The organism is Rhizobium sp. BK650 (assembly GCF_014195325.1).
GTDB lineage: Bacteria > Pseudomonadota > Alphaproteobacteria > Rhizobiales > Rhizobiaceae > Rhizobium.
The window spans coordinates 32,995-58,915 of record NZ_JACIBK010000020.1; the positions used below are offsets into that span (position 1 = coordinate 32,995).

The following is a 25,921-nucleotide window of genomic DNA, read 5'->3' on the forward strand; positions in this document are numbered from 1 at the left end:
CGTGGCCGGGGGACGGTGGCAGTTTCCCGGCCGATTTAAAGTAGAAGAACTCGTGGAATGCGGAGGTTTCGATGACCGGTTCCGGTCCGCAGCGCATCCGCGCTGTCCGAAAACGGCGAAAGTCACAATGGCGCGGCTTTCTCTATATCGCGCCGGCCATGGCGCTCGTCATCGTCTTCTTCGTCATGCCTGTATTGTTCACCGGCTGGATGAGCCTGCACAACTGGCCGCTGATGGGTGCGGCGCGCTGGATTGGCTTTGCCAATTATATCCGCATGTGGAACGACAGCCGCTTCATGGCGGCCCTGAACTTCACCGCCTATTACACAGTCATCGTAACCATCGCGATCTTCGCGGTCGCCTTCCCGCTGGCAATCTTCGTGGAGAAGGAACGCCGCTTCGTCAGCACCTACCGCACGATCATCTTCCTGCCGGTCGTGGTCGGCCTGGCGACCGCTTCGCTGCTCTGGGTCTGGCTTGCCAATGTCGATAGCGGCTTCTTCGGCCCTGCCCTTCGCGCGCTCGGCCTCGTCGAGCGAAGCCCCAATATCATGGCGAGCTTCGATACGGCCTTCGCAACCATCATCGTCATGGTCGTCTGGAAAATCGCCGGCTTTACGATGATCATCCTATTGACCGGTCTGCAAGCCATTCCGTCCGAATTGACGGAGGCTGCCCGCATCGATGGCGCCAACCGCTGGCAGCGATTCCGGCATCTGACGCTGCCGCTGATGCGCAAGACGATTGCGCTGGCGCTGATCGTCTCTGTCACCGGCTCAATCCTCGCCTTCGACCAGTTCTACATCATGACGTCGGGCGGGCCACAGAACAAAATGATCTCCGTCGTCTACTACATCTTCAACCAGTCCTTCGTGTCCTTCAATCTGGGCTATGGATCCGCGCTTTCGATCGTGCTCCTGGCGATCCTCGTTGCGATCTCCATCATCCAACTCTGGCTGCTGCGCGTCGGGGAGGAACGCTGATGATCTCCTCCGCGAAGCGCCGTGCCCGCAAACGCCTCAGGTCGCAATCGGCTTATCATGTCGCCGGCATTGCCATTTCGATCTTTTTCCTGGCGCCCTTCATCATCACATTGCTTGCCTCGTTCCGACATGGCACCGAGGCAAGCCTGCCACCGTTGCCGCCATGGCCCACGACAGGGGTCAGCTTCGATGCCTATGCGCTGCTCGATACGTTTGGCGCCGGCATCTGGCGGCACATGATCAACTCGCTCTTCGTCTCGCTGGCGACAGTGCTGCTGACCGTCACAGTCAGCCTGCTCGCAGGCTACGGCTTCTCGCGCTACCGGTTTCCGCTGAAAAACGCGCTCTTCGTGTTGATCATCGCCACGCTGATGATCCCGTTCCAGTCGATCCTGACACCGCTCTTCATCATTCTGGCAAAGCTCGGTCTCAACAATTCACTGCTGGGACTGACCTTGGTTTATGTCACGCTGCAACTCCCCTTCTCCGTCTTCATGATGCGCAATGCCTTTGACGCCGTTCCGAAGGAGATCGAAGAGGCGGCGCGAATCGATGGCGCGCGGGATCTGAGGCTGCTGATCCGCGTACTGCTGCCGCTGGTGCTGCCGGGCATTGCGACGGTCGCGATCTTTGCCTTCCTCAATGCCTGGAACGAGTTCCTTGCCGCTCTCGTACTGCTCTCCAGCAACGAGAAATACACGCTGCCCGTGCTGATGACGGCGGTGCGCGCCGGTCGCCTCGGCGCCATCAACTGGGGCGCGGTTCAGGCGGGTGTCATCGTCATGACGATCCCGTGCCTAATCGTCTTCCTGCTTCTGCAACGCTACTACATGCGCGGGCTCATGGCCGGCGCGGTGAAATGATGACTTTTCAACGAAATGGATGAAACTATGAACAAGCTGAAGAGAGACCGCCAGTTCCGTCCCCTGCCCGTGCCGAGTGTCGCGCTACAGGGTCTGTTTGGCGATCGCCAGGACGCGATCTGCGATTCCACCGCCGAAACGCTGCTCGATCGCTGCGTTGAGGCTGGCATGCTGCAGGCGATCGACGTGACCCAACCGAGCCCCGGCGTGGTTATTCCGATTGGTCCTTGGGGCGGCTCGACGCAGATGTTCTGGGACAGCGATCTCGGCAAGTCGATCGAGACCGTAGCCTATTCGCTCTACCGCAGGCCCAATTCGAATCTCGAAGCCCGCGTCGATGAGATCATCGACATGTATGAGAAGCTGCAGGACAAGGACGGCTATCTGAACGCCTGGTTCCAGCGCGTGCAGCCTGGCCGGCGCTGGACGAACCTGCGTGACCATCACGAGCTCTATTGCGCCGGTCACCTGATCGAAGGCGCCGTCGCCTACTATCAGGCGACCGGCAAAAAGAAGCTGCTCGACATCATGTGCCGCTATGCCGATTACCTGATCACGGTCTTCGGCCACGGCCCCGGCCAGATCCCCGGCTATTGCGGCCACGAGGAAATTGAGTTGGCGCTCGTCAAGCTCGCGCGCGTGACCGGCGAGAAAAAGTATCTTGACCTCTCGAAGTTCTTCATCGATGAGCGCGGCACTGAGCCGCATTTCTTCACCGAAGAGGCAATTCGCGACGGCCGTAGCGCCGCAGATTTCCATCAGAAGACCTACGAATATGGCCAGGCGCACGTGCCGGTGCGCGAACAGAAGAAGGTCGTAGGCCATGCGGTGCGCGCCATGTACCTCTATGCCGGCATGGCCGATATCGCCACGGAATATAATGACGATACGCTGACCGCGGCGCTCGAAACCCTCTGGGACGATCTGACGACCAAGCAGATGTATGTCACCGGCGGCATCGGCCCGGCTGCTTCCAACGAAGGCTTCACCGACTATTACGACCTGCCGAACGAAAGCGCCTATGCCGAGACCTGCGCGTCGGTCGGCCTCGTCTTCTGGGCAAACCGCATGCTCGGTCGCGGCCCGAACCGCCGCTATGCCGACATCATGGAGCAGGCACTTTATAACGGTGCTATGGCCGGGCTTTCACTCGACGGCACCCGCTTCTTCTACGAAAACCCGTTGGAAAGTGCGGGCAAGCACCATCGCTGGATCTGGCACCATTGCCCCTGCTGCCCTCCGAACATCGCCCGCCTGCTCGCTTCCGTCGGCTCCTACATGTATGCGATCGCCGAAGACGAGATTGCCGTCCACCTCTACGGAGAAAGCAAGGCCCGATTCGATTTGGCCGGCGCCAAGGTCGAACTTTCGCAGCAGACGCGTTACCCTTGGGATGGCGCAATCCATTTCGACCTGATGCTCGATCAGCCTGCTCATTTTGCGCTGTCGCTGCGCATCCCCGAATGGGCCGATGGTGCAACGCTTTCAATCAACGGCGAGAATTTCGATCTAGCATCCGTCTTGACGGATGGTTATTCCCGCATCGAGCGCGATTGGAAGAGCGGCGACACGGTCGATCTGTCGATCCCACTCAGGGCCCGCAAACTCTTCGCCAATCCGCTGGTCCGTCAGGATGCCGGCCGCACGGCGCTGATGCGCGGTCCGATGGTCTATTGCGTCGAGGAAACCGATAACGGTGCTGGACTGAACGGCATTTCTCTGTCAGCCGATGTTTCGCAAGCCAAGACCTCCGAGATATCGGGCCTTCGCGACGCGGTCGCCCTCGACCTGCCCGTCAGCCGCGATACCGCCGATTGGGGCTCGACGCTCTATCGCACATCTCCTCCAGCAACTAGGCAGGCGACTGCGCGGTTCGTGCCCTATCCGTTCTGGGACAATCGCGAGCCGGGCGAGATGCTCGTCTGGCTCAGAGCCGGCGAGGCGCGCGGTGCATAAAATGGCGGATACGGGCGTTGTACTGACCGAAATTCGCAAGAGTTTCGGAAATCTGGAAGTCATCCATGGCATCGACCTGACCATAACGGAGGGATCCTTCGTCGTTTTCGTCGGCCCGTCTGGATGCGGAAAATCGACGCTGCTGCGCATGATTGCCGGCCTGGAGGATGTCACTGACGGCGAGATCGAGATCAAGGGACGCAATGTCACCGATCTCGACCCCTCCGATCGCGGCATCGCCATGGTCTTTCAGTCTTACGCGCTCTATCCGCATATGAGCGTGCGAGACAATCTCGCCTTCGGCCTGAAGATGGCGCGAACGCAGACCCCAGAGATCGAGGCCCGTGTCAAGGCGGCCTCGACGATCCTAAAGATCGACCATCTGCTTGATCGCCGACCAGGCCAGCTCTCCGGCGGCCAGCGGCAACGCGTGGCGATCGGCCGCGCGATCGTGCGCAAGCCGGACGTTTTCCTCTTCGATGAGCCCCTCTCGAACCTCGACGCGGAGTTGCGCGTCTCGATGCGCATCGAAATCGCAAGACTTCACCGTGAACTCGGCAATACGATGATCTATGTCACGCACGATCAGACGGAAGCGATGACTCTCGCCGACAAGATCGTCGTGCTGCGTGATGGATATATCGAACAGGCGGGAACGCCGCGCGAAATCTACGAGCGGCCGAACAATGTCTTTGTCGCGGGCTTCATCGGTTCGCCGCGCATGAACCTGCTCGAGGCAAGCTGGGCGGGCGACGGCACTATCCTGGTGGCCGGCAACCGGATCCGTTCGCCGATCAGCGGCGCTGGCTTAAGCGAAGGGCAGAAGATTACCCTTGGCATGCGTCCGGAGCATCTGAGGATCGCGACGGGCGCCCACGATGAGGCATTGTCGGCCACGGTCGATTTTGATGAATATCTCGGCGGCACGCAGTTCCTCTATTGCCAGCTTGGCGATGGTCAGCCGCTGACTGTCGAATATCGCGGTTCCTCAGACATCGCGACAGGCAGCCGGCTCGCCTTCACCTGTGACCCGGTGCATCTGCACATCTTCGATGCCGACGGCATGCGGCTCGACAAATAAACTCCCCCGGCAGTAAGCTGCGCTCCTGTTCATTCCGTTGGGGTCCCGGGGGCACCGGAACTGAGCTCTCGTGGAGGACAGTACTCACCTGTCGCGTTATATTGATCGTTTTCCTGGATTTCGAGGCATCGTCCCTCAGCAAGAAAAGCGTTCCGATCGAAATTGCTTGGGTGTTCGAGGACGGACGCTCACACTCTGTCTTGATTCGCCCCGCCGCTGGCTGGGACGATTGGGCGGCCGATGCAGAAGCAATCCATGGAATCTCGCAGGAGTTGCTGGCATCGGAGGGCGTTCCGGTGGAGCAGGTCGCTCGTGAAATGCTCAAGGTTTTGACCGGGCACGAGCTCTATGCGAGTGCCCCTTCGTGGGATGGAAAATGGCTGAGCGTCCTCTTGCGCGCTGCCGGCTTTCCTCGGCATGCCCTGCGGCTCGGAAAGTCACGGGACGCCTTTATGGCCGCGGCACGTGAATTGACAGGAGCGGCCATCACGGAGACCGAGCTATCGAAGCTCATCGACAGCATCGTCGAGGAAAGCAAGGCGGCAATGCCGGCGCATCGCGCACTGGCGGACGCGACGCTCGAGCTTACCCGATGGAAGCTTGTCCGTGAGGCTGCCAAGAAGCTGGTGGCAACAGGCGAGTAGAGGTCAGCGCTTGTGGAAGCTCTCGGTCACCCAACGCGCGAAATCCGCAGCCGGGGGCGGAAGGCGATCGAAGTTGCGGGCAACCAGCCAATAGGCGCCGTTCGCAACTGTGAGGTCGAAGAGCTGTCGCAAGCGGCCGGCCCGGATTTCCTCCTCTGCGAAGACTTCGTCCAGGAGTGCAACGCCTTGGCCGCGCAGCGCCGCCTGCAGAACGAGACCGTCATCGGCATAAACGGGTCCCCTCGCCGCCTCGGGCATGGCGATGCCGGCCGCCTCAAACCACCGACTCCAAGCGTCGCGGTTTTCCTCATGCAAAAGCCCGTAAGCAAAGATGTCATGCGGAGAAGAGATCGGCGGGCCACCCTTCAGAAGATAGGAAGCGATCACGGGCACCATGCGGACATCCATCAGATGCCGACTTTCTGTCCGCGGCCACGCAGCGACGGTGGCGCTGTGCCTGATCGCGATCTGCGCTTGGCCGGTACGGAATTCGATCGTGCGCGGATCGGCATCGAGTGATACCTCCACGCCAGCGTGGAGTTTGCAAAATTCCGGCAGCCGCGGCACAAGCCAGCAGGCGGCAAAAGAAGGTTCGACGCTAATCTTCAGATCGGCAGACGCTGAAGCTCCCCAGATATCCGCCAGGCAGTCGTCGATCCGGTCGAAGGAAGATGTCAGCACGGCAAGCAATTTCCGGCCGCTAGCGGTCAGGACGACACTTCGATGGCGCCGCTCGAAAAGCGGCCCGTCTAACATCTGCTCCAGCTCACGAATCTGGCGGCTAACCGCCGCCTGCGAGATGAACAGCTCCTCGGCCGCAAGCGTGAAGCTCTCCAGCCGTCCCGCCACCTCGAAGCTGCGCAATGCCGTCAGCGGTAGCCGGCCACGCTTCATCCTATAACCTCAAGTTATTCGAAGCCGACGATAAGCTCGTTTGAAGACTAAGCGCAAGAGGAGGAGAACGCTCGAAAAAGGAGAGAAGCCATGTGGAAGCAAATCCTTTGCATTCTGAGGGATTCACTTCGCCTCGCCACCTTTGAATCAAACGGCAAGGATGGACGAGGGAATCGGGACTGCTGAACGCTCACGCAGCTTATCGGGATTTTTGCGCATTCATAATCCTGCACCGGGGTCTATATAGACCTCTCCTTACTTGAGAAGCAGGAGCGTCACGATGCAGAAACGCAAACTCGGCAGCCAGGGACTTGAAGTATCGGCCATCGGCCTCGGGTGCATGGGAATGAGCCAGTCCTACGGGCCGGCTGATGAAACGGAATCCATCGCAACCCTTCACCGCGCTATCGAGCTCGGCTGCACTTTCCTCGATACGGCTGAGGTTTACGGCCCCTATAAGAACGAGGAGTTGCTCGGCCGCGCGCTGAAAAGCCGCCGCAACGAAGTGATACTCGCTACCAAATTCGGTTTCCGCCTGAAGGATGGCAAGCAGGTCGGCACCGAACGCGACAGCCGGCCGCAAACCATTCGCAGCGCAGTTGAAGGCTCGCTCAAGCGCCTTGCTACAGACCATATTGACCTCATCTACCAGCACCGCGTCGATCCAGCCGTTCCCATGGAAGACGTTGCCGGCACTGTCGCCGAGCTCGTCAAAGAGGGTAAGGTGCGCTACTTCGGCCTTTCCGAAGTGGGTGTCGCTAACATCCGGCGCGCCCACGCTATCTTCCCGGTGTCGGCCGTGCAGAGCGAATATTCGCTCTGGGAGCGCAATCTGGAGGCCGACGTCATCCCCGCCTTGAGGAAACTCGGCATCGGTGTCGTGCCCTTCAGCCCACTCGGCCGGGGCTTTCTGACCGGAGAGGTCAAGCGCGCAGAGGATTATCCGGAAGGCGATTTCCGCCGCGGCGATCCGCGCTATCAGGGCGAAAATTACGACGCCAATGTTCGCGCGGCCGAGGCCGTCCGCTCCGTTGCATCCTCGCTCGGCGCCAAGCCTGGCCAGGTGGCGCTTGCCTGGATCCTGCACAAGGGCAGCGATTTCGTGCCGATCCCCGGCACCAAACGCCGCACCTATCTGGAGGACAATATCGCCGCAGCCGACATCACGCTTAGCGCCGAACAGATAAAGGCGCTCGATGAAGCGCTTGCTCCTGGCAAGGTTTCCGGCATGCGCTACAACGACACGATCATGGCGACGATCGACCGCTGAGGGCGGTCAGGCGTCGATATCGGTCGACAGCGTGATCTCCTTCTGTGCTTCCAGCTCGGCAAGCCGCTCACCCAGAGCCTTGCGGATTGACTGATAGGTCGTGCTGCCGAGCGCAAGTCTTCTGGGTGCCGGTTGTTTTTCAGCCGCCGCGATCATCGCATCGGCCATCTTCACCGGGTCGCCCAGGATCTTGAACGAGCCGTCGGCAATTGCCCTGCGTACCTGGCCGGCCGGTGTATCCTCATAGACATCCATCTGCGGCGGCCTGACGAGGCCGGCGCCAAAATCCGTGCCAGCCGGCCCCGGTTCGGCAATGATGATGTCGACGCCGAAGGGCGCGACTTCTTGTGCTACCGCCTCGATGAAGCCTTCGATCCCCCATTTGGTGGCGTGATAGAGGCTGAAATTCGGATAGGCGATCTGTCCGCCTTCCGAAGCGACCTGAAGGATGCGACCGCCGCCCTGCTGACGCAGATGCGGCAAGGCCGCGCGGATCACCTGGATTGAGCCAATCAGATTGGTATCAATCTGGTGACGGATCTGCGCATCGCTAACCTCTTCTGCAGCACCAAACAGGCCGTAGCCGGCATTGCTGACGACGACATCGATGCGCCCCATCTGCTGAAAGGCGGCGTCGACGACTGCACGAACTGCCCGGTCGTCGGTGACGTCCAGGCTTGCGACCCAGAGCCGTTCGTCGTACTGCGCCCCAAGGTCAGCCAGGGCCTCGCGCTTGCGCAGGGTGGCGGCAACGCGATCGCCGCGCGCCAGCAGCTTTTCAGTCATGATCCGGCCGAAACCCGAGGATGTTCCTGTGATCAACCATGTCTTCGTCATCGTCTCTACCCTTTCTGATGCCGCTGAATCACGGCTTGATGACTGCAAAGATAGAGGGGATTATTGATGTGATAATCCGTTCAAACTTGCATGAGTTGCTGAAAAATACCCATGAGTTACCGGCCGACACTTGATGATCTCAACGCCTTTGCGGCAATTGTCACATACCGCAGCTTCCGCAAGGCGGCCGGCGAACTTGGCTTATCGCCTTCGACGCTGAGCCACATGATGCGCAACATGGAGGCGCGCATGGGCGTGCGCCTGCTACATCGCACGACCCGCAGCGTTGCAGTCACCGAAGCCGGCGAAATGCTTCTCGACAGGCTGACGCCCCTATTGCGCGATCTCGATCTGGTGCTCGATGCCCTCAGCGAATTTGGAGGCCGGCCGAGCGGTACGCTACGCATCAACGCCAGCGAAATTGCCGCGCGTGTGCTGTTGAATGCCGCCGTTCCTCTCTTTCTCCAACGCTATCCGCAGATATCGCTCGATATCGTTACCGAAAACCGGCTGGTCGATATTGTCGCCGAAGGCTTCGATGCCGGCATTCGCCTGCGGGAATCCGTGCCGCTTGATATGATAGCGGTCGAATTCGGTGGCGAGGCACGTTTCCTCGCGGTTGCCTCGTCGGCTTACTTGAAAGATCACAGGCGGCCCAAGACGCCAGAAGAACTTAAGCGCCACCGCTGCATCCGCCTGCGTCTGCCGAGCGGCAAACTCTACCGCTGGGAGTTTGAGAAGCACGGCCAGGAAGTGACTATCGAGGTATCGGGCGCCTTGACCCTCGATCATGTAGAATTGATGGCGGAAGCGGCGGTCAAAGGGCTCGGCATCGCCTATGTGCCGGAAAGGGTCGCGCGACCCTATCTTGCCAGCGGCGAGCTAATCTCCGTTCTTGACGATTGGTGCCCACCAATTCCCGGCCTCTGCCTCTACTATCCCGGCCACAGGCATGTGCCGCAAAGCCTGCGCGCCTTCGTATCCGTCTTGACGGAAGTGGAGCGGCACGGTGCCTAGCTCCTGCACTTCAGCCCTGCCCACTCTATCTCGCCTGTTCCGCTGCACGGAAACGCGCCGGCGTGATATTGCGCCTCGCCTTAAAAGCTTTGCCGAAGGCGGCTTCGGATTCGTAGCCGACCTCTGCCGCGATATCGGCAACCGTCCGCCGCGTTCTCGATAGTAGATCGCTCGCAAGCATCATTCTGAGATCAGTCAAAAAGGCACCAACGGTCATTCCGGCGCGTTCCCTGAATTGCCGCGAATAGGTGGCGCGCGACATGCCCGAATGGCGGGCAAGGTCATCGATCGTCCAGGCAAATGCCGGCGAGGACATCATCGCCACGGCGGATTTGCCGAGCCTGGCGTCACCAAGCAATTGCAGCAGACCCGAGGATGCAATGGGAGAAGCCTTGCCTGCCCTCATTGCCAAAATGAGGAGCGAGAGACAAGTTGCGGCGATGATCGCCAGTGCTCCGGGCTTCTCGTCGGCGGTCTCCCGGTAAAGCATGGCAACCAGCGTCTTCAGCACTTCCTCCGAGTCCGCAGCAAGTGAGACATGAAACACGTCAGGCAAGCTATCGAGCAGCAAGGCAGCCGATCCCGGAGCGCAATGGAAGCGGCCACAAAGAAGATCGACATCCGCTTCGCCTTCGCCGTTTTCGCGCAAAGGCAGCAGACCTCCCCTCGTAACGCGCAGCGGCTGCGTGTCTCCGCGTCGCCGCAAACCGATAATCGCATGCGCATCGCCGCGCGGCAGCAGCAGAAAATCGCCGGAGTGCAAGGTGATTTCACGACCGGAGCCAAGGCGAATGAGACAGTCGCCGCCCAAGATCAGATGAAATGGCAGCGTGCCTGCTGCGACGGGTTCGTGATCGATATGAAAGGAGCCTTGTAGCCGACAACGAATATCGAGCGTTGGCTGCAGACGGGCTAGTTCGATAAGGCGGCTTAAAACATCCATGAGACGATCGCGCTAGAAAATGACCTTCTCGAGCATTCAAAGTATCGATCCTTGTGGTCATAGTCATTTCCAGCAGCAGAGGCAATCACGCCAGTGCTGGTTTTTAGATGGAGTGACTTTCATGTTGGACTGGAAGGAATATCGCAGCGAACTCTTCGGCCGGATCGGCGAACTCTCCAAGATCGCGCCCGAAACCATCAAAGGCTATCAGACCCTCTCGTCCGCCGGGCAGAAGACAAATCATCTCGACGCCAAACAGCGTGAACTGATAGCGCTTGCCGTCGCTGTTACCGTTCGTTGCGATGGCTGTATCGTCGTGCATACGACCGAGGCCCAGAAGCTCGGCGCCACCAGGGAGGAAATTGCCGAAGCACTCGGCGTCGCAATTTCTGTGAATGCTGGCGCTGCTCTTGTTTATTCGGCTCGCGTCATGGACGCTGCCGAGGCCATTGCTAAGTGACAACCGCCTGCCCTACCGGCGAGGCATAGCGCTTGCCGGATCAGCCCGGAGAAACGAAAATGTCACTGCCCCGAATACCCGCTGCATTCTTTGGCATTGTTCTCGGCGTCGCCGGTCTCGGCAACAGCTGGCGCGCTGCCGCGTCCGTCTGGACCGTCTCGCCGCATATAGCCGAGGTGATCAGCTTGCTCGGCTTCGCCATCTGGTTCGCCCTCATCATTCTCTACGCCGCAAAATGGCTTGTTGCGCCGAAGGAAGCGATGGCGGAGCTTCAGCATCCCATCCAATGCTGTTTCGTCGGTCTGATCGGTGTTGCAACCATGCTGGCAGGACTTTCCATCCTCCCCTATTCGCACATCCCAGCCGAACTGATTGTTCTGACAGGCTTTGCCTTCACCCTGCTTTTCCTGCTGTGGCGGACCGGGCTGCTGTGGCGCGGCGGACGCGATCCGGCCACTAATACGCCAGTCCTCTATCTGCCGACTGTCGCTGGTTCCTTCGTCACCGCCATTGCGGCAGGCACACTTGGGTATGCTGATTGGGGTCAGCTTGCCTTTGGTGCTGGGTTCTTCTCTTGGCTGGCGATCGAATCCGTGCTGCTGCACCGGCTGCTGATGGCTCCCGAGCTTGCTCAGCCATTGCGTCCGACCCTTGGTATACAGATTGCCCCGCCTGCCGTTGGCAGTGTCGCGTATCTGAGCGTGAACGGCGGCGCGCCCGATATGCTCGTCCATGCAATGTTCGGCTACGCCATCCTGCAGGTGCTGATCGTCGGCCGTCAGTTGTCCTGGATTATGCAGCAGCCCTTCGCCGGCTCCTACTGGGCTTTCACCTTCGGCCTGACCGCGCTTTCGACTGCCGCTGTGCGGATGGCAGCGCATGGCGATACCGGAGCAATCGGCCATCTGGCTCCGGTCATCTTCGTGCTGGTCAATATCGCGCTTGCGCTGATTGCCATCGGCACATTGTGGCTGCTGATAAGAGGCAAGCTTTTTCCCGCTCCCGTCCGTGCCTAAACGACCGGGCGTTCGGCCGTCTTCGCCAATTCCCGCCGCAGATCGACCACCGCCTTGATCGGCAGGTGGTCGGAGGCCATGCGGGCGAGCGGCGTATCATGCACCTCGACGGTAGAAATGATGCCTTCGCGATTGGCAATGATGCGGTCGAGCGCCAGGATAGGCAATCCCGCCGGAAAACTCGGCACGGCCGGTGGCAGCGGGCCAAAAGCCATCTGGAAAGTATTGAGGGACGAGCGGTCGCCGAGCCGCCATTCATTGAAATCGCCAAGCAGGATGGTCGGCATTTCATGGCGGTCGCTGATGAGATCGACCAGCGTCTTTGCCTGTTGTGCCCGTGAATGGCGCAAAAGGCCGAGATGGGCTGCGATGATGCGTAGCTTTCCGCCGGCCTCGAGCTCTATTTCCGCCACCAGCGCACCACGCGGCTCCAGCCCCGGCAGGTTCATCTGATGCACATCATGGACCAGGCCCTTGCGGATGAGCACCACGTTGCCGTGCCAGCCATGCGCTTTTACCGCTCCTAAGATGGGAACCGGGACGAGTCCGGTTTCGCGCTCCAGGCGAGTAAGATCGAGAATGCCCGTGCGCTCGCCGAAGCGCGTGTCGGCCTCCTGCAGCGCGATCACATCGGCATCGATCTCATGGATGACACGGCTCGTGCGTTCCGGATCGAAGCGTCGGTCAGTGCCGACGCATTTGTGGACATTGTAGGAGGCGATCAATGTGCCGTCGCTGCGTGGCTTTGGCCCGGCATGCCAAGCCTCGACACGTTTCTTCCTGTTCTTTATGGAAGCGATGATACTGGCAGGGAGATTATCTTTCTTCTTGACTCGCATCGGAAGGAACACCGGCTCCATTTGTCGAAAGCGCTTTCGCGATTATAGGCAGCGCAACAAAACTTGCCATGCCGCAGTCACGAAAACTCGGTCAAAGATATGGCGAACCCAGCCACAGCACCTTTTCGAGAAGCCGCACCAGGAACGGCCGCGACCATAGCCCCTCAAGCGTGACCGGCGTGGCAGACTTGATGGCAGCCTCGATGCGCTCATCGATCTCCGCAGCAAAGCCTGCGTTCAACACCTCAAGATCGACCTCGAAATTCAGCCGCAGCGAGCGTGGATCGAGATTGGAGGACCCGACATAGGCCCAGGTTCCGTCGATAGACAGCAGCTTGGAATGGCTGAAGCTGCCAGTCGAACGCCAAATGCGGCAGTAGTTCTTGACGATCTGGTCGAACTGCGCCGTCATCGCCCGGTCGACCAGAACGAGATTGTTGGCGGCGGGCACCACGATATCGACCTCCACGCCGCGCCGCGCCGCCGTCGACAGCGCGCTGATCAACTCCCGGTCCGGCAGAAAGTAAGGCGACATGATGCGGATCGACTGGCGCGCCACGGAAAAGGCACCCATCAGCATCTTATGGTTCGTCTCAACGCTGCGATCCGGCCCGGAAGCGACGATACGCATGAAGACGGGGTCGCCGCGCTTACGCTCCGGTCGGTCGATGCGCCAGGCCTCGCCGTTCAGGATTTCTCCTGTGGTGAAACGCCAGTCCTCGGCAGCGACATCGAAGAGATCGGCAACCGCGGGGCCGCTGACACTGAAATGGGTGTCATGGGCAAAACTCTCGCCGACGGCTTCCTCGCTGAAGCCTTCACGGATATTCATTCCGCCCGTCAGTGCGATCTTTCCATCCGCGATCAGGATCTTGCGGTGAGTGCGCAGGTTCGCATAGGGCAGCCTGAGGCCCATGATGACGTTGCCGTTGAAGACATTGACCTTTACCCCGCCCTCCTGCAGATGGCCGAGGATGCTCGGGACCGAGTAGCGTGCACCGACAGCGTCAATCAGCACACGCACCTCCACACCGCGTTTGACGGCTGCAATCAATGCATCGGCAATGCGAAGTCCGATCCTGTCGCGATCGAAGATATAGGTTTCAAGCAGGATGCTGCGCTCGGCGCCGTCGATCGCCGTCTTCATTGCAGCGTAGGCTTCGTCACCGTTTTCCAGCATGTCGATCGTGTTGCCGGTCGTCAGCGGGTAGCGTGTAATGCGGTCGCCAAGCGTCTGCAGAGCTGCAAAACGTCGACCGAACTGGCTGATGACGGCATCGGTGTCCGCGTCGAATTTTTCGAGCTCGTCGAGGTCGGCAGCAGGCAGCAACGCGTCGCGACGAAGGCTCAGCGACTTGCGGCGAATACGATTGATGCCGGCAATCATATAAAGCAGCGCGCCGACGATTGGAGAAAGAATAATGACGCCGACCCAACCGGTCGCGGCTCGGACCTCTTCCTTCGTCATGGTGGCATGGATCGCCGCCGCTGCCCCCATGGCAATCGAGATGACGAAGAGGATATGCGGCCAATAGGTCGACAGCAGTTGAAACATCGCGTCCAGAAATTGTCAGTGCCGTATCAATGAACGAAATCCGCTAACTAGCAGTATCAACGCACCGATCCAGCGACGTCACCTAAAAATATCCATGAACTGCGATTTTCCATAGCCCTTTGAGAAAAACCAGCTTTTGGCGCTCATCCGTGCCATTCCGTCTTACCGCTAGTGATGCTGAACGGCTGGACGCTCGCTATCGGATCGACTTTCACGACAGGTATAGGCGTACATGAACTGAATTCCGAGTTCCAGCAGAAGCTCCGCCGTCTGAAGCCCACATTTTGAAAGATCGCTTCCACAGCCGCGGATCGTACCGGCGATTGCCTTCGAGTCCCGAGCAAACCGCGCGTCGCCATCTTCTTCTGCTTCTTGCGCAAAAGCTTCAAGAGCTTCGACGACGACATCCGCCATGTTGACACGCTCCTGCAACGTCATGTCTGCAAGCGCCCTTGATAAAACCTGCACGTATACCTCTCTTTCGCGCGCATATGGATACAGCGCAAAGCAGATCCAATGCGGCAATGGGATAGAATATGAGGGAATATGTTCGGATGCTTATATGCAGCTCTCGAACGACCAGCACAACCGCCGAGGCCTGCTAATTTGTCAATGCAGCATAGAGCCTCGTGCAGAGCGTCAAAACGACGGACATCCTCATAAGCTCGTTAACCCGGCTCAAACTTTTGGTGTCTTGGCGCGTTACCGTCCCAGTCAAAAGGTTGTGCGGTGGATAAGATGCTCCAGAGAGACCATTTCGATTTTCTTGCCAAGAGCGGGTACATGGCCCGCGGCATCGTCTTCCTTCTTGTTGGAGGGCTTGCTCTTTTTTCAGGGGTAGCGGGCGGAAAGCCGGAGACAAAATCGGCACTTTCAACCTTGCTGGAGCAGCCCTTCGGCCGCATCTGGGTCGGTCTGATCGGCCTCGGTCTGCTGGGGTTCGTCGCCTGGAGGCTTGCCCAATCACTCGCAGATAGCGACGGACATGGCTCCGGCGGAAAGGCGATCATGATCAGGATCGTTCTGTTTGGAAGTGCAGTGGTCTACCTTGGGCTCGCAGCATACGCGATCAGGCACGCCTTGCTTTTTGCCGGCGGAAGCGACGAGCCGGGCGAGAAAGGGCTTGCGGCTTGGATCATGTCGAAGCCATTCGGATCTTATCTGGCGATCGCGGTCGGCGCCGGTTTCATCATCGGTGGGGGAATTACTGCTGCCAAAGGATTGACGAAGAAATTTGAACGATATTTGCGTATTCCCGACGGAAGCGTCCTCACATTCATCTGCATCTATGGTCTGGTTGCGCGTGGGTTCGTCTTTGCGATTACCGGCATTCTCTTTGCTTATGCCGGCTTTCGCGTGGACCCTGATCAGGCCGGTAGCATCGCAGACGCGCTGCAATGGCTGCGGCAGCTGTCCTTCGGCTCAATCCTCTATGTAGCAGTCGCCGTCGGTCTTGCGGCATTCGGCTTCTATAATCTTGTCGAAGCGCGCTACCGCATAGTCCGGAAACCATCTCTGGATGACGTGAAACGTGCGCTGCCGACAGGTGGCAGCTGACGAAATCCTGCTATGGCCGTGTCCTGCATCAGTCCAAGGTTCAGATCTCATCCGGCCTCGATATCAATGGAAAAAATGACGGAGCGCGGTGGCAACTCTCGACTTTCTGAGGGCTTTGCGACCTTGCCGTAGACCTCGTAGATTACCGTCCCCGGCGCTGACGGAAGAACCAGCGGCTGTTGGGAAAGATTGGCGCGCAAAGCCAACCTCGCGTGCGAAAACCTCCAGCTGACGGCAACACCTCCTTCAGGTGCTTCCAGTCCGCTGCTTTCGACACGCCTGCTCTGCTTCAACATCGGCACAATATAAGTTTTGCGTAGCTTCAAAAGCTCGGCGACGAAAGCCCGATGTTTCCATGCCTCATCGCTCTCCCGCCATTGCCAGTCGAGCTTCGAGTGTTGGAAGGTCGAAATTGCATTCGGATCGGGCAGATCGGCTGCGGTCTTGCCAGCCTTCAGTCCGCCGAAGCCTTCGGCCTCCGCCATGCGACCCTCGCGGACTATCTTGGCAAGTTCGCCCCTATAATCGGTGAAGAAATGAAAAGGCCGCCTCTCCCCATATTCCTCTCCCATGAAGAGGAAGGGAGTATGCGGCGAAAGCAGGAGTATCGCCGTCAGCGCATTCAGCATATCCGGATCGGTAAGGCTTACCAGCCGCTCCCCGAAGGCGCGGTTGCCGATCTGATCGTGGTTTTGCAGAAAATCGACAAAAGCAGTCGGCGGCAGGTAGCGACGCTCACCAACCGGCAATTCCGGCGGGTCAGTACGATCCGGATAGATGAAACCGTGTTGAAGCACCAGCTCAAGCTTTTGCCAGAGCTGATCGGCGAAAGGCTTATAGTGGCCAATGGTTTCCCCGGTTGCGATGATGTGCGCCACATGATGGAAATCATCGTTCCATTCAGCCTCGTAGGCTTTGGGAACGCCCCTCTCGTCGCGAGCCAGCAGTTCGACAAGATTACGCTGATCTTCGACGACGAGATGAACCTGCCTGTCGGGGAAGGCGGCCTTTACTTCTTCTGCCATGGCAGAAAGCAGGTGCTTTTCGGAAGTGTCGTAGATCTGTTCGACCGCATCGAACCGGAGACCATCCAGCCGAAACTCGCCGATCCAGTAGAGGGCATTCTCGATGAAGAAATGCCGGACCGCTTCCTGCCCAAAATCGATCGCCGCACCCCAAGGTGTTTTTCGGTCTTTGTGGAAGAAGTCGGGCGCATAGCGGTGGAGATAATTGCCCTCGGGTCCGAAATGATTGTAGACGACGTCGAGCAGCACCATAATGCCGAGACCATGCGCGGTATCGATGAAGGCCTTGAAACCGGCCGGCGTGCCGTAAGCGGAATGCGGCGCATAATGCAATACGCCGTCGTAGCCCCAGCCGCGATTGCCCGCAAACTGCGCGACGGGCATCACTTCGATAGCCGTGATGCCGATTTCCGCAAGATGCCTCAGCTTCTCCGCCGCGGCCCGGAACGTCCCCTCGGGCGTAAATGTGCCGATATGGATTTCGCTGATGACCGCCTCCTCCCAAGGGCGGCCGCGCCAGCGCGAATTCTGCCATTGATGACTGGGATCGACGATCAAAGACAGGCCATGCACGTCGCCGGCTTGCGCCCGCGAGCCCGGGTCCGGCACCGCTGTTCCATCCGGCAGGAGAAACATATAGCCATCGCCGGCGGCCACCTCTGCCACAATCACCTCGAACCAGCCGCTGCCGGCTTGCCGCATCGGGATATCCTGGCCGCGATGGCGCACCGCGATCGCATCCTGCCCAGGCGCCCAGAGACGAAAGCGCGCGCTTCCGTCCGCAAACAGCGTTACCCCCCAGCCTCCCATGCTTTCCGTGTTCGTGTCCGTCTTCGAAACCCTATTCATTCGTCGCTCCGGGTGATTTCCAATCAGCGTCAAATCCCTGAAGCTGTGGGTTGTTCCGAACGAGCAGGAACAATCCGCGGCGCGATCGGTTGAAGGCGAAAAACAAGAGATTGTTGCCATGAACGCCGCACCGAAATTCGGCCCTGCCTTCACGCTCGAAAGCGCGGATGCCGCAAGCCTCGATCAGCTTAGACATCAAGCGATGGGCTGCACGCGCTGCGAACTGTACAAAAACGCCACCCAGATGGTCTTCGGCGAGGGATCGCAGAAGGCAGAGATTGTTCTTGTCGGCGAACAACCCGGCGACAAGGAGGATACGGCCGGACGCCCCTTCGTCGGACCGGCGGGACGCCTGCTCGACATCTGTCTTAAGGAAGCTGGGCTCGACCGCTCGCGCTGCTACGTCACCAATGCGGTCAAGCACTTCAAATTCGAGCCGCGTGGCAAGCGCCGCCTGCACTCAAAACCCAATGCCGGCGAAATCCAACGGTGCTCATGGTGGCTCGGCGCAGAGGTCAAGATCGTGCGACCCAAACTCGTGATCGCCCTCGGGGCCACAGCACTTTACTCTCTCCTCGGCACGAAGGTGAAACTGACATCCGAGCGCGGCCGCATCCTGACGCCTGCAGACCATCCACCGGTTCTCGTCACCATCCACCCGTCCTTTCTTTTGCGGATTCGCGACCTTGGAGATGGCGAGCAGCAGCGTGCGCATTTTGTCGCCGATTTGCATCGAGCTGTACAATATCAAGGCAATTAGTCTGGTTATTGCCTATAAATGTTGCAACGCAAAAATATTCCCAACGAGCTTGTTAAATAGGCTTGAAACGGACCGCGGAGTCTGGAACTTTTTCGTCAGTATCGCGTTCGATGACGGCATGTTGTGACTGGAGATCAGCGATGGCAGAAGCTCGGGAAGAGTGGATTAAAAAACGTGCATATGCCCTTTGGGAAGAAGAAGGGCACCCGACGGGGCGAGACTCCATCCATTGGGAACAGGCAAGGGCCGAGCATGATGCGCTCAAGGGGGCCCCGACGTCTGGAAACGGAAAGGAAGCAAAGCCTCGTACGAAACGGACGACCGCCGTCAAGGCCGGTGCGGCGAAGGCGGCAGGGCCCTCCAACGGCGGCGAAGCCAAGGCGAAAACGAAGCGAGCACCGATGGGCATCAAAGCCAGCGACATCGTCGAACCGGCGCCGAAACGCGCGGCTGCTCGCAAGTCGGCTTCCTAAGGGAAAACTCAACTTCGATCAGAACGGGTGTCTACGCGGCGCCCATTATCTTCCTGCGTCACAAGTTTGAATTAGTTGTCCGCTATAAACTCCACGGAGCGCCAGCTTCTGCGCGGGGGTGATCACAAACCGAATGAAATGTCCGTCTGGACAGCTTTATGAAAAAGCTGCGTCCACCCCTCGAAACGGGGAACAAGACTATCCTCTGGCTGTTTATCGGCAAACGGGGAAGCTTCATGTGAACAGTCGTCTTGCCCACGCCATCAGCGTCCGGATTTCTGCAGCCCCTGTCGGGGCTTTCTCAGCGCGGGTGTGAGTATGGAGGCCTTGCTTATTTTGCTCGCCGCTTTGCTCTACATCGGCTTCGCGCTGGGGCTCATTCTTTTTGTCGATAACATAGTCGGGCTGTTTTTTCACGATCCATCCGAACCGATGCAGCTTCGCTCCTTCGCCTTGAGCCGCCCTTTTATCAGTTCGCGGAAATTAGATCAGCAATAGCAAGTATAAACAGCTCCTTTGCGAGTAATTGGACCCACCTTTCGGTTAACGATATTTGAAGGTTGCCCTTTCCATCATGCCTCACGCCTCTATTTTGCGGACGTGGACCGGCAGATCTGGCGCGGATGATGCCACATAGGGATGGAAGCGATTTTTAATGGCACGGGTTGGCAGCCGCTGGCCGGAAGGCAATAGCGAAATCGGAAATTTGCTGCGCCGAAATGGCTTGGATGCAGCCGGCATCGGGCCGGTTGAAACATGGCCGAGTTCACTTCACCACATCGTGGAGATGGTCGTCAATTCACGCCAGCCAAAGTTCGTCGCCTGGGGGCCTGAGCTCGCCTTCATCTATAACGACGCCTATGTGGCGATCTTTCCGGAACGGCATCCCGCCGCTCTCGGAAAGCCTTTTGGGCAGGTCTGGTCTGATATATGGCCGCAGTTCGAGCCGATCGTCCAGGCGACGCTCGATGGCCGATCGCAACTTTTCGAGGAACTTCTCGTTCCGATGCGCCGCGACGGTCGGACGGAAGACGCCTGGTTCACCTTCTCCTACACACCGTTGCGGGACGACGACGGTAAGGTCGCCGGCATCCTCTGCGCCACCATGGAGGTAACGGATCAGGTGCTTGCCAAGCGGCGAGAGCGCGCCGCATTGGACGAGTCACGGGAAAAAACTGCCGCTCTTGCCGTGGTCAACCGCGCTGGCGCAGCAATTGCAGCCGAACTCAATGTCGACCGCCTGACGCAAATTGCCGTCGATGCAGGCGTGGCGCTGGCGGGCGCCGAATTTGGCGCCTTCTTTTACAATGTCGATGATGGCGAAGGCGGCAGCTATATGCTCTATGCGCTGTCGGGGGCCGACCGCAAACTTTTCGATCGGTTCCCGATGCCGCGCAATACCCAGGTCTTTGCGCCGACCTTTAATGGGGAAGGCGTCGTGCGCTCCGACGATATCCTGCTCGATCCGCGCTACGGACAGAATGCTCCGCATTCCGGCATGCCGAAAGGCCACCTTCCAGTGCGCAGCTATCTCGCCGTGCCGGTCAAGTCGCGCGACGGTTGCGTCATTGGCGGGCTGTTCTTCGGACATAGTCAGCCAGGCCGCTTTTCGGATGCTGTGGAGGCAAGCCTCGTCAGCCTGGCAGGCCAGTCTGCCGTCGCAATCGATAACGCCAGGCTCATCCGCGCCGCCGAGATCGAAATCGCCCAGCGCCGCGAGGCGGAGGATCAACTCCGAAAGCTGAATGAAACCCTCGAGATACGTGTCGCTGCCGAAACCCTTGAGCGCCAGCAGGCAGAAGCCGCCCTGCAGCAAGCGCAAAAGATGGAATCGATCGGGAAATTGACTGGGGGCGTAGCGCACGACTTCAACAATCTGCTGCAGGTCATATCCGGCAATCTGCAGCTTCTTGGTAAGGACGTGGCAAATCGCGGCCGGGCCAAGGAGCGTATTTCCAACGCGCTGTCCGCGGTCGAACGCGGATCGCGGCTCGCCAGCCAGCTTCTCGCCTTCGGCCGCCGCCAGCCGCTGGAGCCGAAGGTGATCAATATCGGCCGCCTCGTCTCGGCCATGGACGACATGCTGCGTCGTGCGCTTGGCGAAGAAATCGAGGTGGAGACCGTGGTTTCCCGGGGGCTCTGGAACAGTTTTGCCGACCCGGTCCAGGTCGAGAATGCGCTGCTTAACCTTGCCATCAATTCACGCGATGCAATGGATGGCGCAGGCAAGTTGACGATCGAAGTCGGAAATGCCTTTCTCGATGATTCCTACAGCCGCACTCACCCGGAGGTCGCGGCCGGCCAATATGTCGTGCTCGCCGTCACCGACACCGGTGCAGGCATGACACCCGAAGTCATCGAGCAGGCTTTCGAACCATTCTTCTCCACCAAGCCGGAGGGCAAGGGCACCGGTCTCGGCCTTTCCATGGTCTACGGTTTCGCCAAGCAATCAGGCGGCCATGTGAAGATTTACAGCGAGAGAGGTGAAGGCACGACCGTAAAGCTCTATCTTCCCCGCTCCTTCCAGAGCGAAGACCGGATAGCCAACGGCGACACCATGCCTGCAACGGGCGGCCCTGAGACGATCCTCGTTGCTGAAGATGATGAAGGTGTGCGCACGACGGTCGTCGAAATGCTGATCGATCTCGGCTATTTCGTTCTGAAGGCCAAGGATGCGCAGAGCGCGTTAACAGTAATTGAAAGCGGCGCGCATATCGACCTGCTCTTTACCGATGTCGTCATGCCAGGCCCGCTGAAAAGCCCTGAGCTCGCGCGCATGGCCCGCGAGCGGCTGCCGAATATCGCCGTCCTATATACCTCCGGCTATACCGAAAATTCGATCGTCCATGGCGGCCGGCTTGATCCCGGCCTGGAGCTCCTTTCCAAGCCCTATACGCGTGAGGCCCTGGCGCGGAAAATCCGCCACGTGCTCGTCAATCAGGCGCAACGCCGCCAAACGCACTCGGCTCCGCTACCTGGCAATGGCAAGCGGGGCGACATCGTCCGGGCTAGGCTAAAGCTCCTTCTCGTCGAAGATGATCCTTTCATTCGTATGGATACTGCCGAAATTCTGCAGGATCTCGGTTATGAGGTCATGGAAGCGGATAGTGGCGAACAAGGTATCGAAATGCTGCGAAAAACGGCCGTCGATATCATCGTCGCCGATGTCGGGCTACCGGGCATGTCCGGCCCGGCATTTGCTGCCCTCGCACGTGAGGCATTCCCTTCTGTTGGCCTAGTCTTCGCGACTGGTAACAGCAACCCGCCGGATGCAAACCGCTTTTCCGGTTCCGTTCTCCTACCCAAACCGTTCACTAGCGTAGCCCTCGATCGCGCGGTGAAAACCGCCGTGCAACAGCGTCCGGTCGCCTAAACCTGAGCCGCCCGGGAGCCATCAAGTTTGGAATATATTCGACACAGATCCTCGCGGCTTAGGCAGCTGTCATCGCGCCGAAAGTTCGAGCGACAGACTGCCTCCGACATAACGTCGCTCGCCATCATGAAAGATGGGAATGCGCGCGCCGCTCTGGGTGATCAGCACGGCATCCTTTTCAAAGCCCGCCTTCAACAGCCAGTCGCGCGGCGCCAGATCTCAAACGAATGGCCCATACCCTCTTTGACACCAAGGCGTATCAAACCGGGCAATTGCTGCTTTTGTCCCGGATTTCGGGTTCTTCGCCCCCAAGTCAAAAATCGCGGAACTTTTAGAAAAGCCGGCGGTTGAACCTCATTCGAAACAAAGGAGGCAGCCATGCCAAGAGGCGACAAATCCGCATATTCCGACAAGCAGAAGAGAAAAGCCGAACACATTGAGGAAGGCTATGAGGATCGTGGCGTTTCCCATCAGGAGGCCGAACGCCGGGCCTGGGCAACCGTCAACAAGGAGAGCGGCGGCGGCAATAAATCGGGTTCGGGACGCGGCAAGAAGGATAGCCACGAATCCTCCGAGAAGGGGGGCCGAGTTGGCGGGCGCGCCTCTGCATCCCGGTCGAAGGAAGAGCGCTCGGCATCAGCCAAAAAAGCGGCCGCGACCCGAAAGCGCAACGAAGACCACGCTCACCACTGACAGCCTTCACCAATATTGCAGGCCCCATGCCTGCAACATTCTCGAAAGGAACCTACAATGGCGAATAAGAAGAAAAAGTGGTCGCAGGACGTGACCGAAAACAGTGACGCCATGGATCTCAAGGAAGGCGCCTTCAAATCCGACAATCCGAAGAAGATCGCCGATTCCCTCAGGCATTCGGCTGAGAGCAGCGATCGGCGAAAATCCAGCCCCTTCCGCTCGGCCATGTCCATGCTAAATTTTTACATCAACCGCGCCGGAAATCAGTTGACGAAGAAACAGAAGGGCACACTTGAAAAGGCGAAGGATGAACTTCGCAAGGATTTCCGCCGCGAGACCAGGCACTGAGCAAAATCACGAGGGCAAATGGCTTACGAGCTTTATTATTGGGACGGCATCCAGGGCCGCGGAGAATTCGTGCGGTTAGCGCTTGAGGAAGCCGGCGCAGAGTATATCGATATCGTCCGCCTGTCCGGCCGCGGACGTGGCACCGGCGCGATGTTGGCCATCATGCAGAGCGGCAACGAAGCATATATTCCCTTTGCGCCGCCCTTTCTCAAGGACGGCGATCTTATCATTCCGCATGTTGCCAACATCCTTCTCTACCTCGGCCCGAAACTCGGATTGGCTCCTGATGATGAAGGATTGCGCTACGTCGTGAACGGCTTGCAGCTCACCATTACCGATTTCGTGGCCGAGGTGCATGATACGCATCACCCGATCGCCATGTCGCTTTATTACGAAGATCAGAAAGAAGAGGCAAAGGCCCGTTCGGCCAGTTTCATTAAAGAACGTATCCCTAAATTTCTCAGTTATTTTGAACGTGTGCTGCAACAGAATCCGAAGGGCAGCCAATATATTGCAGGCAACGCACTTACTTATGTAGATCTCTCACTTTTCCAGATCATCGAAGGTCTCATCTATGCCTTCCCGAAGGCGATGAGCCGCTACAGTAGCAAATATCCACTGCTTGCCGCCCTTCACGATAGTGTCGAGCAGCGCCCCAACATTGCCCGCTATCTCAAATCCGACCGCCGCCTCGCCTTCAACACGGAGGGAATTTTCCGCCACTATCCGGAACTCGACGTGGAAGCGTCCTGAACCTGTTTCGTTTCGACTTTTCGGGGAACGATTAATCGCGACACCGGTTCTGCCTATGCACCTCGAACTCGAACCTAAGGAGAGCTGAGGCAATGCCTTCCATCACATCCGCAAAAATCCTGATTCTAGCAACTGATGGCTACGAGCGCTCGGAGTTGCGCATACCGTTCGAAGAACTGAAAAAACGTGGCGCCACCGTGAAGATCGCGTCCATTAAAGAGGGCGAGATCAAGAGCTGGGACAAGACCGACTGGGGCGATACCGTTCCTGTCGACCTTCCGGCCAAGGACGTCAGGGTCGAGGATTTCGACGCCCTGGTCCTGCCGGGCGGGCAGATCAATCCAGACAAGCTCCGCATTGACGACAACGCCCTGAGAGTCGTCAGCGAATTCGTCAAATCAGGCAAAGTCGTTGCTGCCATCTGTCATGCGCCCTGGCTGCTGGTGGAGGTCGATGCCCTTCGCGGTCGCCAAGCGACCTCCTATTGGTCGATCAAGACCGATGTGAAAAATGCCGGGGCTATCTGGAAGGATGAGAAAGTCGTCACCGACGAGGGGATCATCACGTCCCGCTCGCCTGACGATCTTGACGCATTCGTCGCCAAGATCGTCGAAGAAGTCGAGGAAGGCCGCCACGAGAAGCGTGCCGCCTGACGCGTACCCTCCCGTTGAACTTGAAGCCTGCGGTATCAAACCGCGGGTTCTTTTTTCCATTCGGGAACGGTGCAACGGGTTAGGAAATCCAGCATCCGATTCTCATTCGCCCGAAGCCCGCGCAGGGGTTCGGCATTGCCCTCCTCCAACGTCTCGTCCCTGGTCGAAAGTGCGATAATCTCCGGATGGATATAGCTGGAGCGCGAGATCGCCGGCGTATTATGCAGGACTTCAGCCGCCGCTTCCGACATTTCCTTGACGGTCGGTCGTCGTCCGTCCGACACGGCACTACGCGCCGCATCGAAAGCGGCGAGCGAACCTGCCCACGTCCGGAAGGTCTTTGCAGAGATTGCAATGCCCGAGATATCAGCAAGATAGGCGTTCAGCCTGCCGGAATCGATCGGCTTCAGCGCACCTGTCTCATCCTTCCAGACGAAGAGCTGCCTGCCAGGCAGGTCCGATATCTCCTCCAGGATTTTTTGGAGGCGTGGATGTTTGAGGCTGCGTTGTACGCGCTTGCCGCCCTTGGCGCGGAACTTCAGCTCGATCCGGCCATCGACGATCTTCAGATGGCGTTTGAGAAGCGTGGTCGCACCGTACGTGCCGTTTTCCTTGACATAGGCCTGGTTACCGACACGCAGATGCGCCTCATCCAGCAGGGTCGTCAACGCCGCGAGTACGCCGTTGATATCTTCAGTACCGGTGTCGAGATGACGCAGGACCGTTCGCCGGATCTTCGGGAGCGCCCGGCCGAACGCGATAAGCTGATGAAACTTGCCGGCACTTCGGAAGGATTGCCAGTCCTTGTGGTAACGGTACTGCTTGCGTCCGCGCGCGTCAAAGCCCGTCGCCTGCAGATGGCCGTTCTCATACATGCAGATCCAAACATTCTCATAAGCCGGCGGCAAGCCGAGCGCTTGTATGCGCGCGCGCTGGGTTAGATCCGTCAGTTTAGTACCATCCGGAAGCTGGTAGCTGAAACCCTTGCCGTACTTTCGCCTGCGGATGCCCGGTTCGGTGTCGCTAACATAAATAAGGCCAAGCTCGGTGATGACTTCTGCATTCATTGCTAGTTATCG

General features: G+C 58.8%; 26 protein-coding genes. 17 read left to right on the plus strand and 9 right to left on the minus strand.

Features of this window, described 5'->3' with window-relative positions; genetic code table 11:
* Positions 1-71: 71 nt before the first annotated feature.
* The 5 genes from FHX15_RS29900 (at position 72) to FHX15_RS29920 (ending at position 5,527) form a co-directional block, all read left to right on the plus strand.
* Entirely contained in the window at positions 72-983 is a 912-nt protein-coding gene (locus FHX15_RS29900; RefSeq protein ID WP_184401956.1) for a carbohydrate ABC transporter permease, read from the plus strand.
* Entirely contained in the window at positions 983-1,846 is an 864-nt protein-coding gene (locus FHX15_RS29905) for a carbohydrate ABC transporter permease (protein WP_184401957.1), read from the plus strand. The genes FHX15_RS29900 and FHX15_RS29905 overlap by 1 nt, the downstream gene beginning before the upstream one ends.
* 27 nt (positions 1,847-1,873) lie before the next feature.
* Entirely contained in the window at positions 1,874-3,802 is a 1,929-nt protein-coding gene (locus FHX15_RS29910) for a glycoside hydrolase family 127 protein (protein ID WP_184401958.1), read from the plus strand.
* Between the two features lies 1 nt (position 3,803).
* Positions 3,804-4,883: an ABC transporter ATP-binding protein gene (locus FHX15_RS29915; RefSeq protein WP_184401959.1), complete on the plus strand. Its 1,080-nt coding sequence runs from the start codon at positions 3,804-3,806 to the stop codon at positions 4,881-4,883.
* Positions 4,884-4,984: 101 nt separating this feature from the next.
* Positions 4,985-5,527, plus strand: a complete 543-nt coding sequence (locus FHX15_RS29920) for a transcriptional regulator (RefSeq protein ID WP_184401960.1) — start codon at positions 4,985-4,987, stop codon at positions 5,525-5,527.
* A gap of 3 nt (positions 5,528-5,530) precedes the next feature.
* Here the strand turns inward: FHX15_RS29920 and FHX15_RS29925 are convergent, their stop codons facing one another.
* Positions 5,531-6,421 carry a LysR substrate-binding domain-containing protein gene (locus tag FHX15_RS29925; protein WP_184401961.1) on the minus strand — a complete coding sequence of 297 codons (891 nt, stop codon included), beginning with the start codon at positions 6,419-6,421 and terminating at the stop codon, positions 5,531-5,533.
* Positions 6,422-6,701: 280 nt separating this feature from the next.
* Between FHX15_RS29925 and FHX15_RS29930 the strand changes: the two genes are divergently transcribed.
* Positions 6,702-7,691: an aldo/keto reductase gene (locus FHX15_RS29930; RefSeq protein WP_184401962.1), complete on the plus strand. Its 990-nt coding sequence runs from the start codon at positions 6,702-6,704 to the stop codon at positions 7,689-7,691.
* A 6-nt stretch (positions 7,692-7,697) separates the two neighbouring features.
* On the opposite strand, the gene FHX15_RS29935 is transcribed toward FHX15_RS29930, so the two are convergent.
* Entirely contained in the window at positions 7,698-8,528 is an 831-nt protein-coding gene (locus FHX15_RS29935; protein ID WP_184401963.1) for an SDR family oxidoreductase, read from the minus strand.
* Between the two features lie 111 nt (positions 8,529-8,639).
* Between FHX15_RS29935 and FHX15_RS29940 the strand changes: the two genes are divergently transcribed.
* Positions 8,640-9,545 (plus strand): LysR family transcriptional regulator, encoded by a 906-nt coding sequence (locus FHX15_RS29940; protein WP_184401964.1) that lies wholly within the window; start codon positions 8,640-8,642, stop codon positions 9,543-9,545.
* Positions 9,546-9,570: 25 nt separating this feature from the next.
* Here FHX15_RS29940 and FHX15_RS29945 read toward each other — a convergent pair whose 3' ends face one another.
* Positions 9,571-10,488, minus strand: a complete 918-nt coding sequence (locus FHX15_RS29945; protein ID WP_184401965.1) for an AraC family transcriptional regulator — start codon at positions 10,486-10,488, stop codon at positions 9,571-9,573.
* A 121-nt stretch (positions 10,489-10,609) separates the two neighbouring features.
* Here FHX15_RS29945 and FHX15_RS29950 point away from each other — a divergent pair, with 121 nt between their 5' ends.
* Both FHX15_RS29950 and tehA read left to right on the plus strand, forming a co-directional pair.
* Entirely contained in the window at positions 10,610-10,948 is a 339-nt protein-coding gene (locus FHX15_RS29950; RefSeq protein WP_184401966.1) for a carboxymuconolactone decarboxylase family protein, read from the plus strand.
* Positions 10,949-11,007: 59 nt separating this feature from the next.
* Positions 11,008-11,964, plus strand: coding sequence for a dicarboxylate transporter/tellurite-resistance protein TehA (tehA, locus tag FHX15_RS29955; RefSeq protein ID WP_184401967.1), 957 nt, complete (start codon positions 11,008-11,010; stop codon positions 11,962-11,964).
* Here the strand turns inward: tehA and FHX15_RS29960 are convergent.
* From FHX15_RS29960 to FHX15_RS29970, 3 genes are all read right to left on the minus strand, one after another.
* Complete coding sequence (locus FHX15_RS29960; RefSeq protein WP_246779146.1) at positions 11,961-12,803, minus strand: endonuclease/exonuclease/phosphatase family protein; 843 nt, start codon at positions 12,801-12,803, stop codon at positions 11,961-11,963. The two genes, tehA and FHX15_RS29960, sit on opposite strands and share 4 nt — an antisense overlap.
* A 91-nt stretch (positions 12,804-12,894) precedes the next feature.
* Entirely contained in the window at positions 12,895-14,358 is a 1,464-nt protein-coding gene (locus tag FHX15_RS29965) for a phosphatidylserine/phosphatidylglycerophosphate/cardiolipin synthase family protein (RefSeq protein WP_184401969.1), read from the minus strand.
* A 168-nt stretch (positions 14,359-14,526) separates the two neighbouring features.
* Positions 14,527-14,772 (minus strand): hypothetical protein, encoded by a 246-nt coding sequence (locus FHX15_RS29970; protein WP_210290901.1) that lies wholly within the window; start codon positions 14,770-14,772, stop codon positions 14,527-14,529.
* 324 nt (positions 14,773-15,096) lie between these two features.
* Here FHX15_RS29970 and FHX15_RS29975 point away from each other — a divergent pair, with 324 nt between their 5' ends.
* Positions 15,097-15,915, plus strand: coding sequence for a DUF1206 domain-containing protein (locus FHX15_RS29975; protein WP_184401971.1), 819 nt, complete (start codon positions 15,097-15,099; stop codon positions 15,913-15,915).
* A gap of 47 nt (positions 15,916-15,962) precedes the next feature.
* Here FHX15_RS29975 and treZ read toward each other — a convergent pair whose 3' ends face one another.
* Positions 15,963-17,789, minus strand: coding sequence for a malto-oligosyltrehalose trehalohydrolase (treZ, locus tag FHX15_RS29980; RefSeq protein ID WP_184401972.1), 1,827 nt, complete (start codon positions 17,787-17,789; stop codon positions 15,963-15,965).
* A 118-nt stretch (positions 17,790-17,907) separates the two neighbouring features.
* Here treZ and FHX15_RS29985 point away from each other — a divergent pair, with 118 nt between their 5' ends.
* Positions 17,908-18,549: a UdgX family uracil-DNA binding protein gene (locus FHX15_RS29985; RefSeq protein WP_184401973.1), complete on the plus strand. Its 642-nt coding sequence runs from the start codon at positions 17,908-17,910 to the stop codon at positions 18,547-18,549.
* Positions 18,550-18,689: 140 nt separating this feature from the next.
* Complete coding sequence (locus FHX15_RS29990) at positions 18,690-19,022, plus strand: DUF2934 domain-containing protein (RefSeq protein ID WP_184401974.1); 333 nt, start codon at positions 18,690-18,692, stop codon at positions 19,020-19,022.
* A gap of 234 nt (positions 19,023-19,256) precedes the next feature.
* Here the strand turns inward: FHX15_RS29990 and FHX15_RS31685 are convergent, their stop codons facing one another.
* Positions 19,257-19,439 carry a hypothetical protein gene (locus FHX15_RS31685; protein ID WP_184401975.1) on the minus strand — a complete coding sequence of 61 codons (183 nt, stop codon included), beginning with the start codon at positions 19,437-19,439 and terminating at the stop codon, positions 19,257-19,259.
* A gap of 238 nt (positions 19,440-19,677) precedes the next feature.
* Between FHX15_RS31685 and FHX15_RS30000 the strand changes: the two genes are divergently transcribed.
* The 5 genes from FHX15_RS30000 to FHX15_RS30020 all read left to right on the plus strand — a co-directional run bounded on the left by FHX15_RS30000 (position 19,678) and on the right by FHX15_RS30020 (position 24,842).
* A complete protein-coding gene (locus FHX15_RS30000) occupies positions 19,678-22,395 on the plus strand; it encodes a response regulator (protein WP_184401976.1) in 2,718 nt (905 codons plus the stop codon).
* A 378-nt stretch (positions 22,396-22,773) separates the two neighbouring features.
* On the plus strand, positions 22,774-23,088 hold the full coding sequence (locus tag FHX15_RS30005) for a plasmid stabilization protein (protein WP_184401977.1): 315 nt from the start codon (positions 22,774-22,776) through the stop codon (positions 23,086-23,088).
* A 57-nt stretch (positions 23,089-23,145) separates the two neighbouring features.
* Positions 23,146-23,436: a DUF3175 domain-containing protein gene (locus FHX15_RS30010; protein WP_184401978.1), complete on the plus strand. Its 291-nt coding sequence runs from the start codon at positions 23,146-23,148 to the stop codon at positions 23,434-23,436.
* 18 nt (positions 23,437-23,454) lie between these two features.
* Positions 23,455-24,189, plus strand: a complete 735-nt coding sequence (locus tag FHX15_RS30015; protein WP_184401979.1) for a glutathione S-transferase family protein — start codon at positions 23,455-23,457, stop codon at positions 24,187-24,189.
* A 92-nt stretch (positions 24,190-24,281) separates the two neighbouring features.
* Positions 24,282-24,842, plus strand: coding sequence for a DJ-1/PfpI/YhbO family deglycase/protease (locus FHX15_RS30020; protein WP_184401980.1), 561 nt, complete (start codon positions 24,282-24,284; stop codon positions 24,840-24,842).
* A 35-nt stretch (positions 24,843-24,877) separates the two neighbouring features.
* Here FHX15_RS30020 and FHX15_RS30025 read toward each other — a convergent pair whose 3' ends face one another.
* Entirely contained in the window at positions 24,878-25,909 is a 1,032-nt protein-coding gene (locus FHX15_RS30025; protein WP_184401981.1) for a DNA topoisomerase IB, read from the minus strand.
* Positions 25,910-25,921 lie beyond the last annotated feature (12 nt).

Bases quoted from the DNA above. Each gene is read 5' to 3' on its own strand.
- FHX15_RS29900 (WP_184401956.1), top strand. From the start codon at position 72: ATGACCGGTTCCGGTCCGCAGCGCATCCGCGCTGTCCGAAAACGGCGA.
- FHX15_RS29905 (WP_184401957.1), top strand. From the start codon at position 983: ATGATCTCCTCCGCGAAGCGCCGTGCCCGCAAACGCCTCAGGTCGCAA.
- FHX15_RS29910 (WP_184401958.1), top strand. From the start codon at position 1,874: ATGAACAAGCTGAAGAGAGACCGCCAGTTCCGTCCCCTGCCCGTGCCG.
- FHX15_RS29915 (WP_184401959.1), top strand. From the start codon at position 3,804: ATGGCGGATACGGGCGTTGTACTGACCGAAATTCGCAAGAGTTTCGGA.
- FHX15_RS29925 (WP_184401961.1), bottom strand. From the start codon at position 6,421: ATGAAGCGTGGCCGGCTACCGCTGACGGCATTGCGCAGCTTCGAGGTG.
- FHX15_RS29930 (WP_184401962.1), top strand. From the start codon at position 6,702: ATGCAGAAACGCAAACTCGGCAGCCAGGGACTTGAAGTATCGGCCATC.
- FHX15_RS29935 (WP_184401963.1), bottom strand. From the start codon at position 8,528: ATGACGAAGACATGGTTGATCACAGGAACATCCTCGGGTTTCGGCCGG.
- FHX15_RS29940 (WP_184401964.1), top strand. From the start codon at position 8,640: ATGAGTTACCGGCCGACACTTGATGATCTCAACGCCTTTGCGGCAATT.
- FHX15_RS29945 (WP_184401965.1), bottom strand. From the start codon at position 10,488: ATGGATGTTTTAAGCCGCCTTATCGAACTAGCCCGTCTGCAGCCAACG.
- FHX15_RS29950 (WP_184401966.1), top strand. From the start codon at position 10,610: ATGTTGGACTGGAAGGAATATCGCAGCGAACTCTTCGGCCGGATCGGC.
- tehA (WP_184401967.1), top strand. From the start codon at position 11,008: ATGTCACTGCCCCGAATACCCGCTGCATTCTTTGGCATTGTTCTCGGC.
- FHX15_RS29960 (WP_246779146.1), bottom strand. From the start codon at position 12,803: ATGCGAGTCAAGAAGAAAGATAATCTCCCTGCCAGTATCATCGCTTCC.
- FHX15_RS29965 (WP_184401969.1), bottom strand. From the start codon at position 14,358: ATGTTTCAACTGCTGTCGACCTATTGGCCGCATATCCTCTTCGTCATC.
- FHX15_RS29970 (WP_210290901.1), bottom strand. From the start codon at position 14,772: ATGGCGGATGTCGTCGTCGAAGCTCTTGAAGCTTTTGCGCAAGAAGCA.
- FHX15_RS29975 (WP_184401971.1), top strand. From the start codon at position 15,097: ATGCTCCAGAGAGACCATTTCGATTTTCTTGCCAAGAGCGGGTACATG.
- treZ (WP_184401972.1), bottom strand. From the start codon at position 17,789: ATGAATAGGGTTTCGAAGACGGACACGAACACGGAAAGCATGGGAGGC.
- FHX15_RS29985 (WP_184401973.1), top strand. From the start codon at position 17,908: ATGAACGCCGCACCGAAATTCGGCCCTGCCTTCACGCTCGAAAGCGCG.
- FHX15_RS29990 (WP_184401974.1), top strand. From the start codon at position 18,690: ATGGCAGAAGCTCGGGAAGAGTGGATTAAAAAACGTGCATATGCCCTT.
- FHX15_RS30000 (WP_184401976.1), top strand. From the start codon at position 19,678: ATGGCACGGGTTGGCAGCCGCTGGCCGGAAGGCAATAGCGAAATCGGA.
- FHX15_RS30005 (WP_184401977.1), top strand. From the start codon at position 22,774: ATGCCAAGAGGCGACAAATCCGCATATTCCGACAAGCAGAAGAGAAAA.
- FHX15_RS30010 (WP_184401978.1), top strand. From the start codon at position 23,146: ATGGCGAATAAGAAGAAAAAGTGGTCGCAGGACGTGACCGAAAACAGT.
- FHX15_RS30015 (WP_184401979.1), top strand. From the start codon at position 23,455: ATGGCTTACGAGCTTTATTATTGGGACGGCATCCAGGGCCGCGGAGAA.
- FHX15_RS30020 (WP_184401980.1), top strand. From the start codon at position 24,282: ATGCCTTCCATCACATCCGCAAAAATCCTGATTCTAGCAACTGATGGC.
- FHX15_RS30025 (WP_184401981.1), bottom strand. From the start codon at position 25,909: ATGAATGCAGAAGTCATCACCGAGCTTGGCCTTATTTATGTTAGCGAC.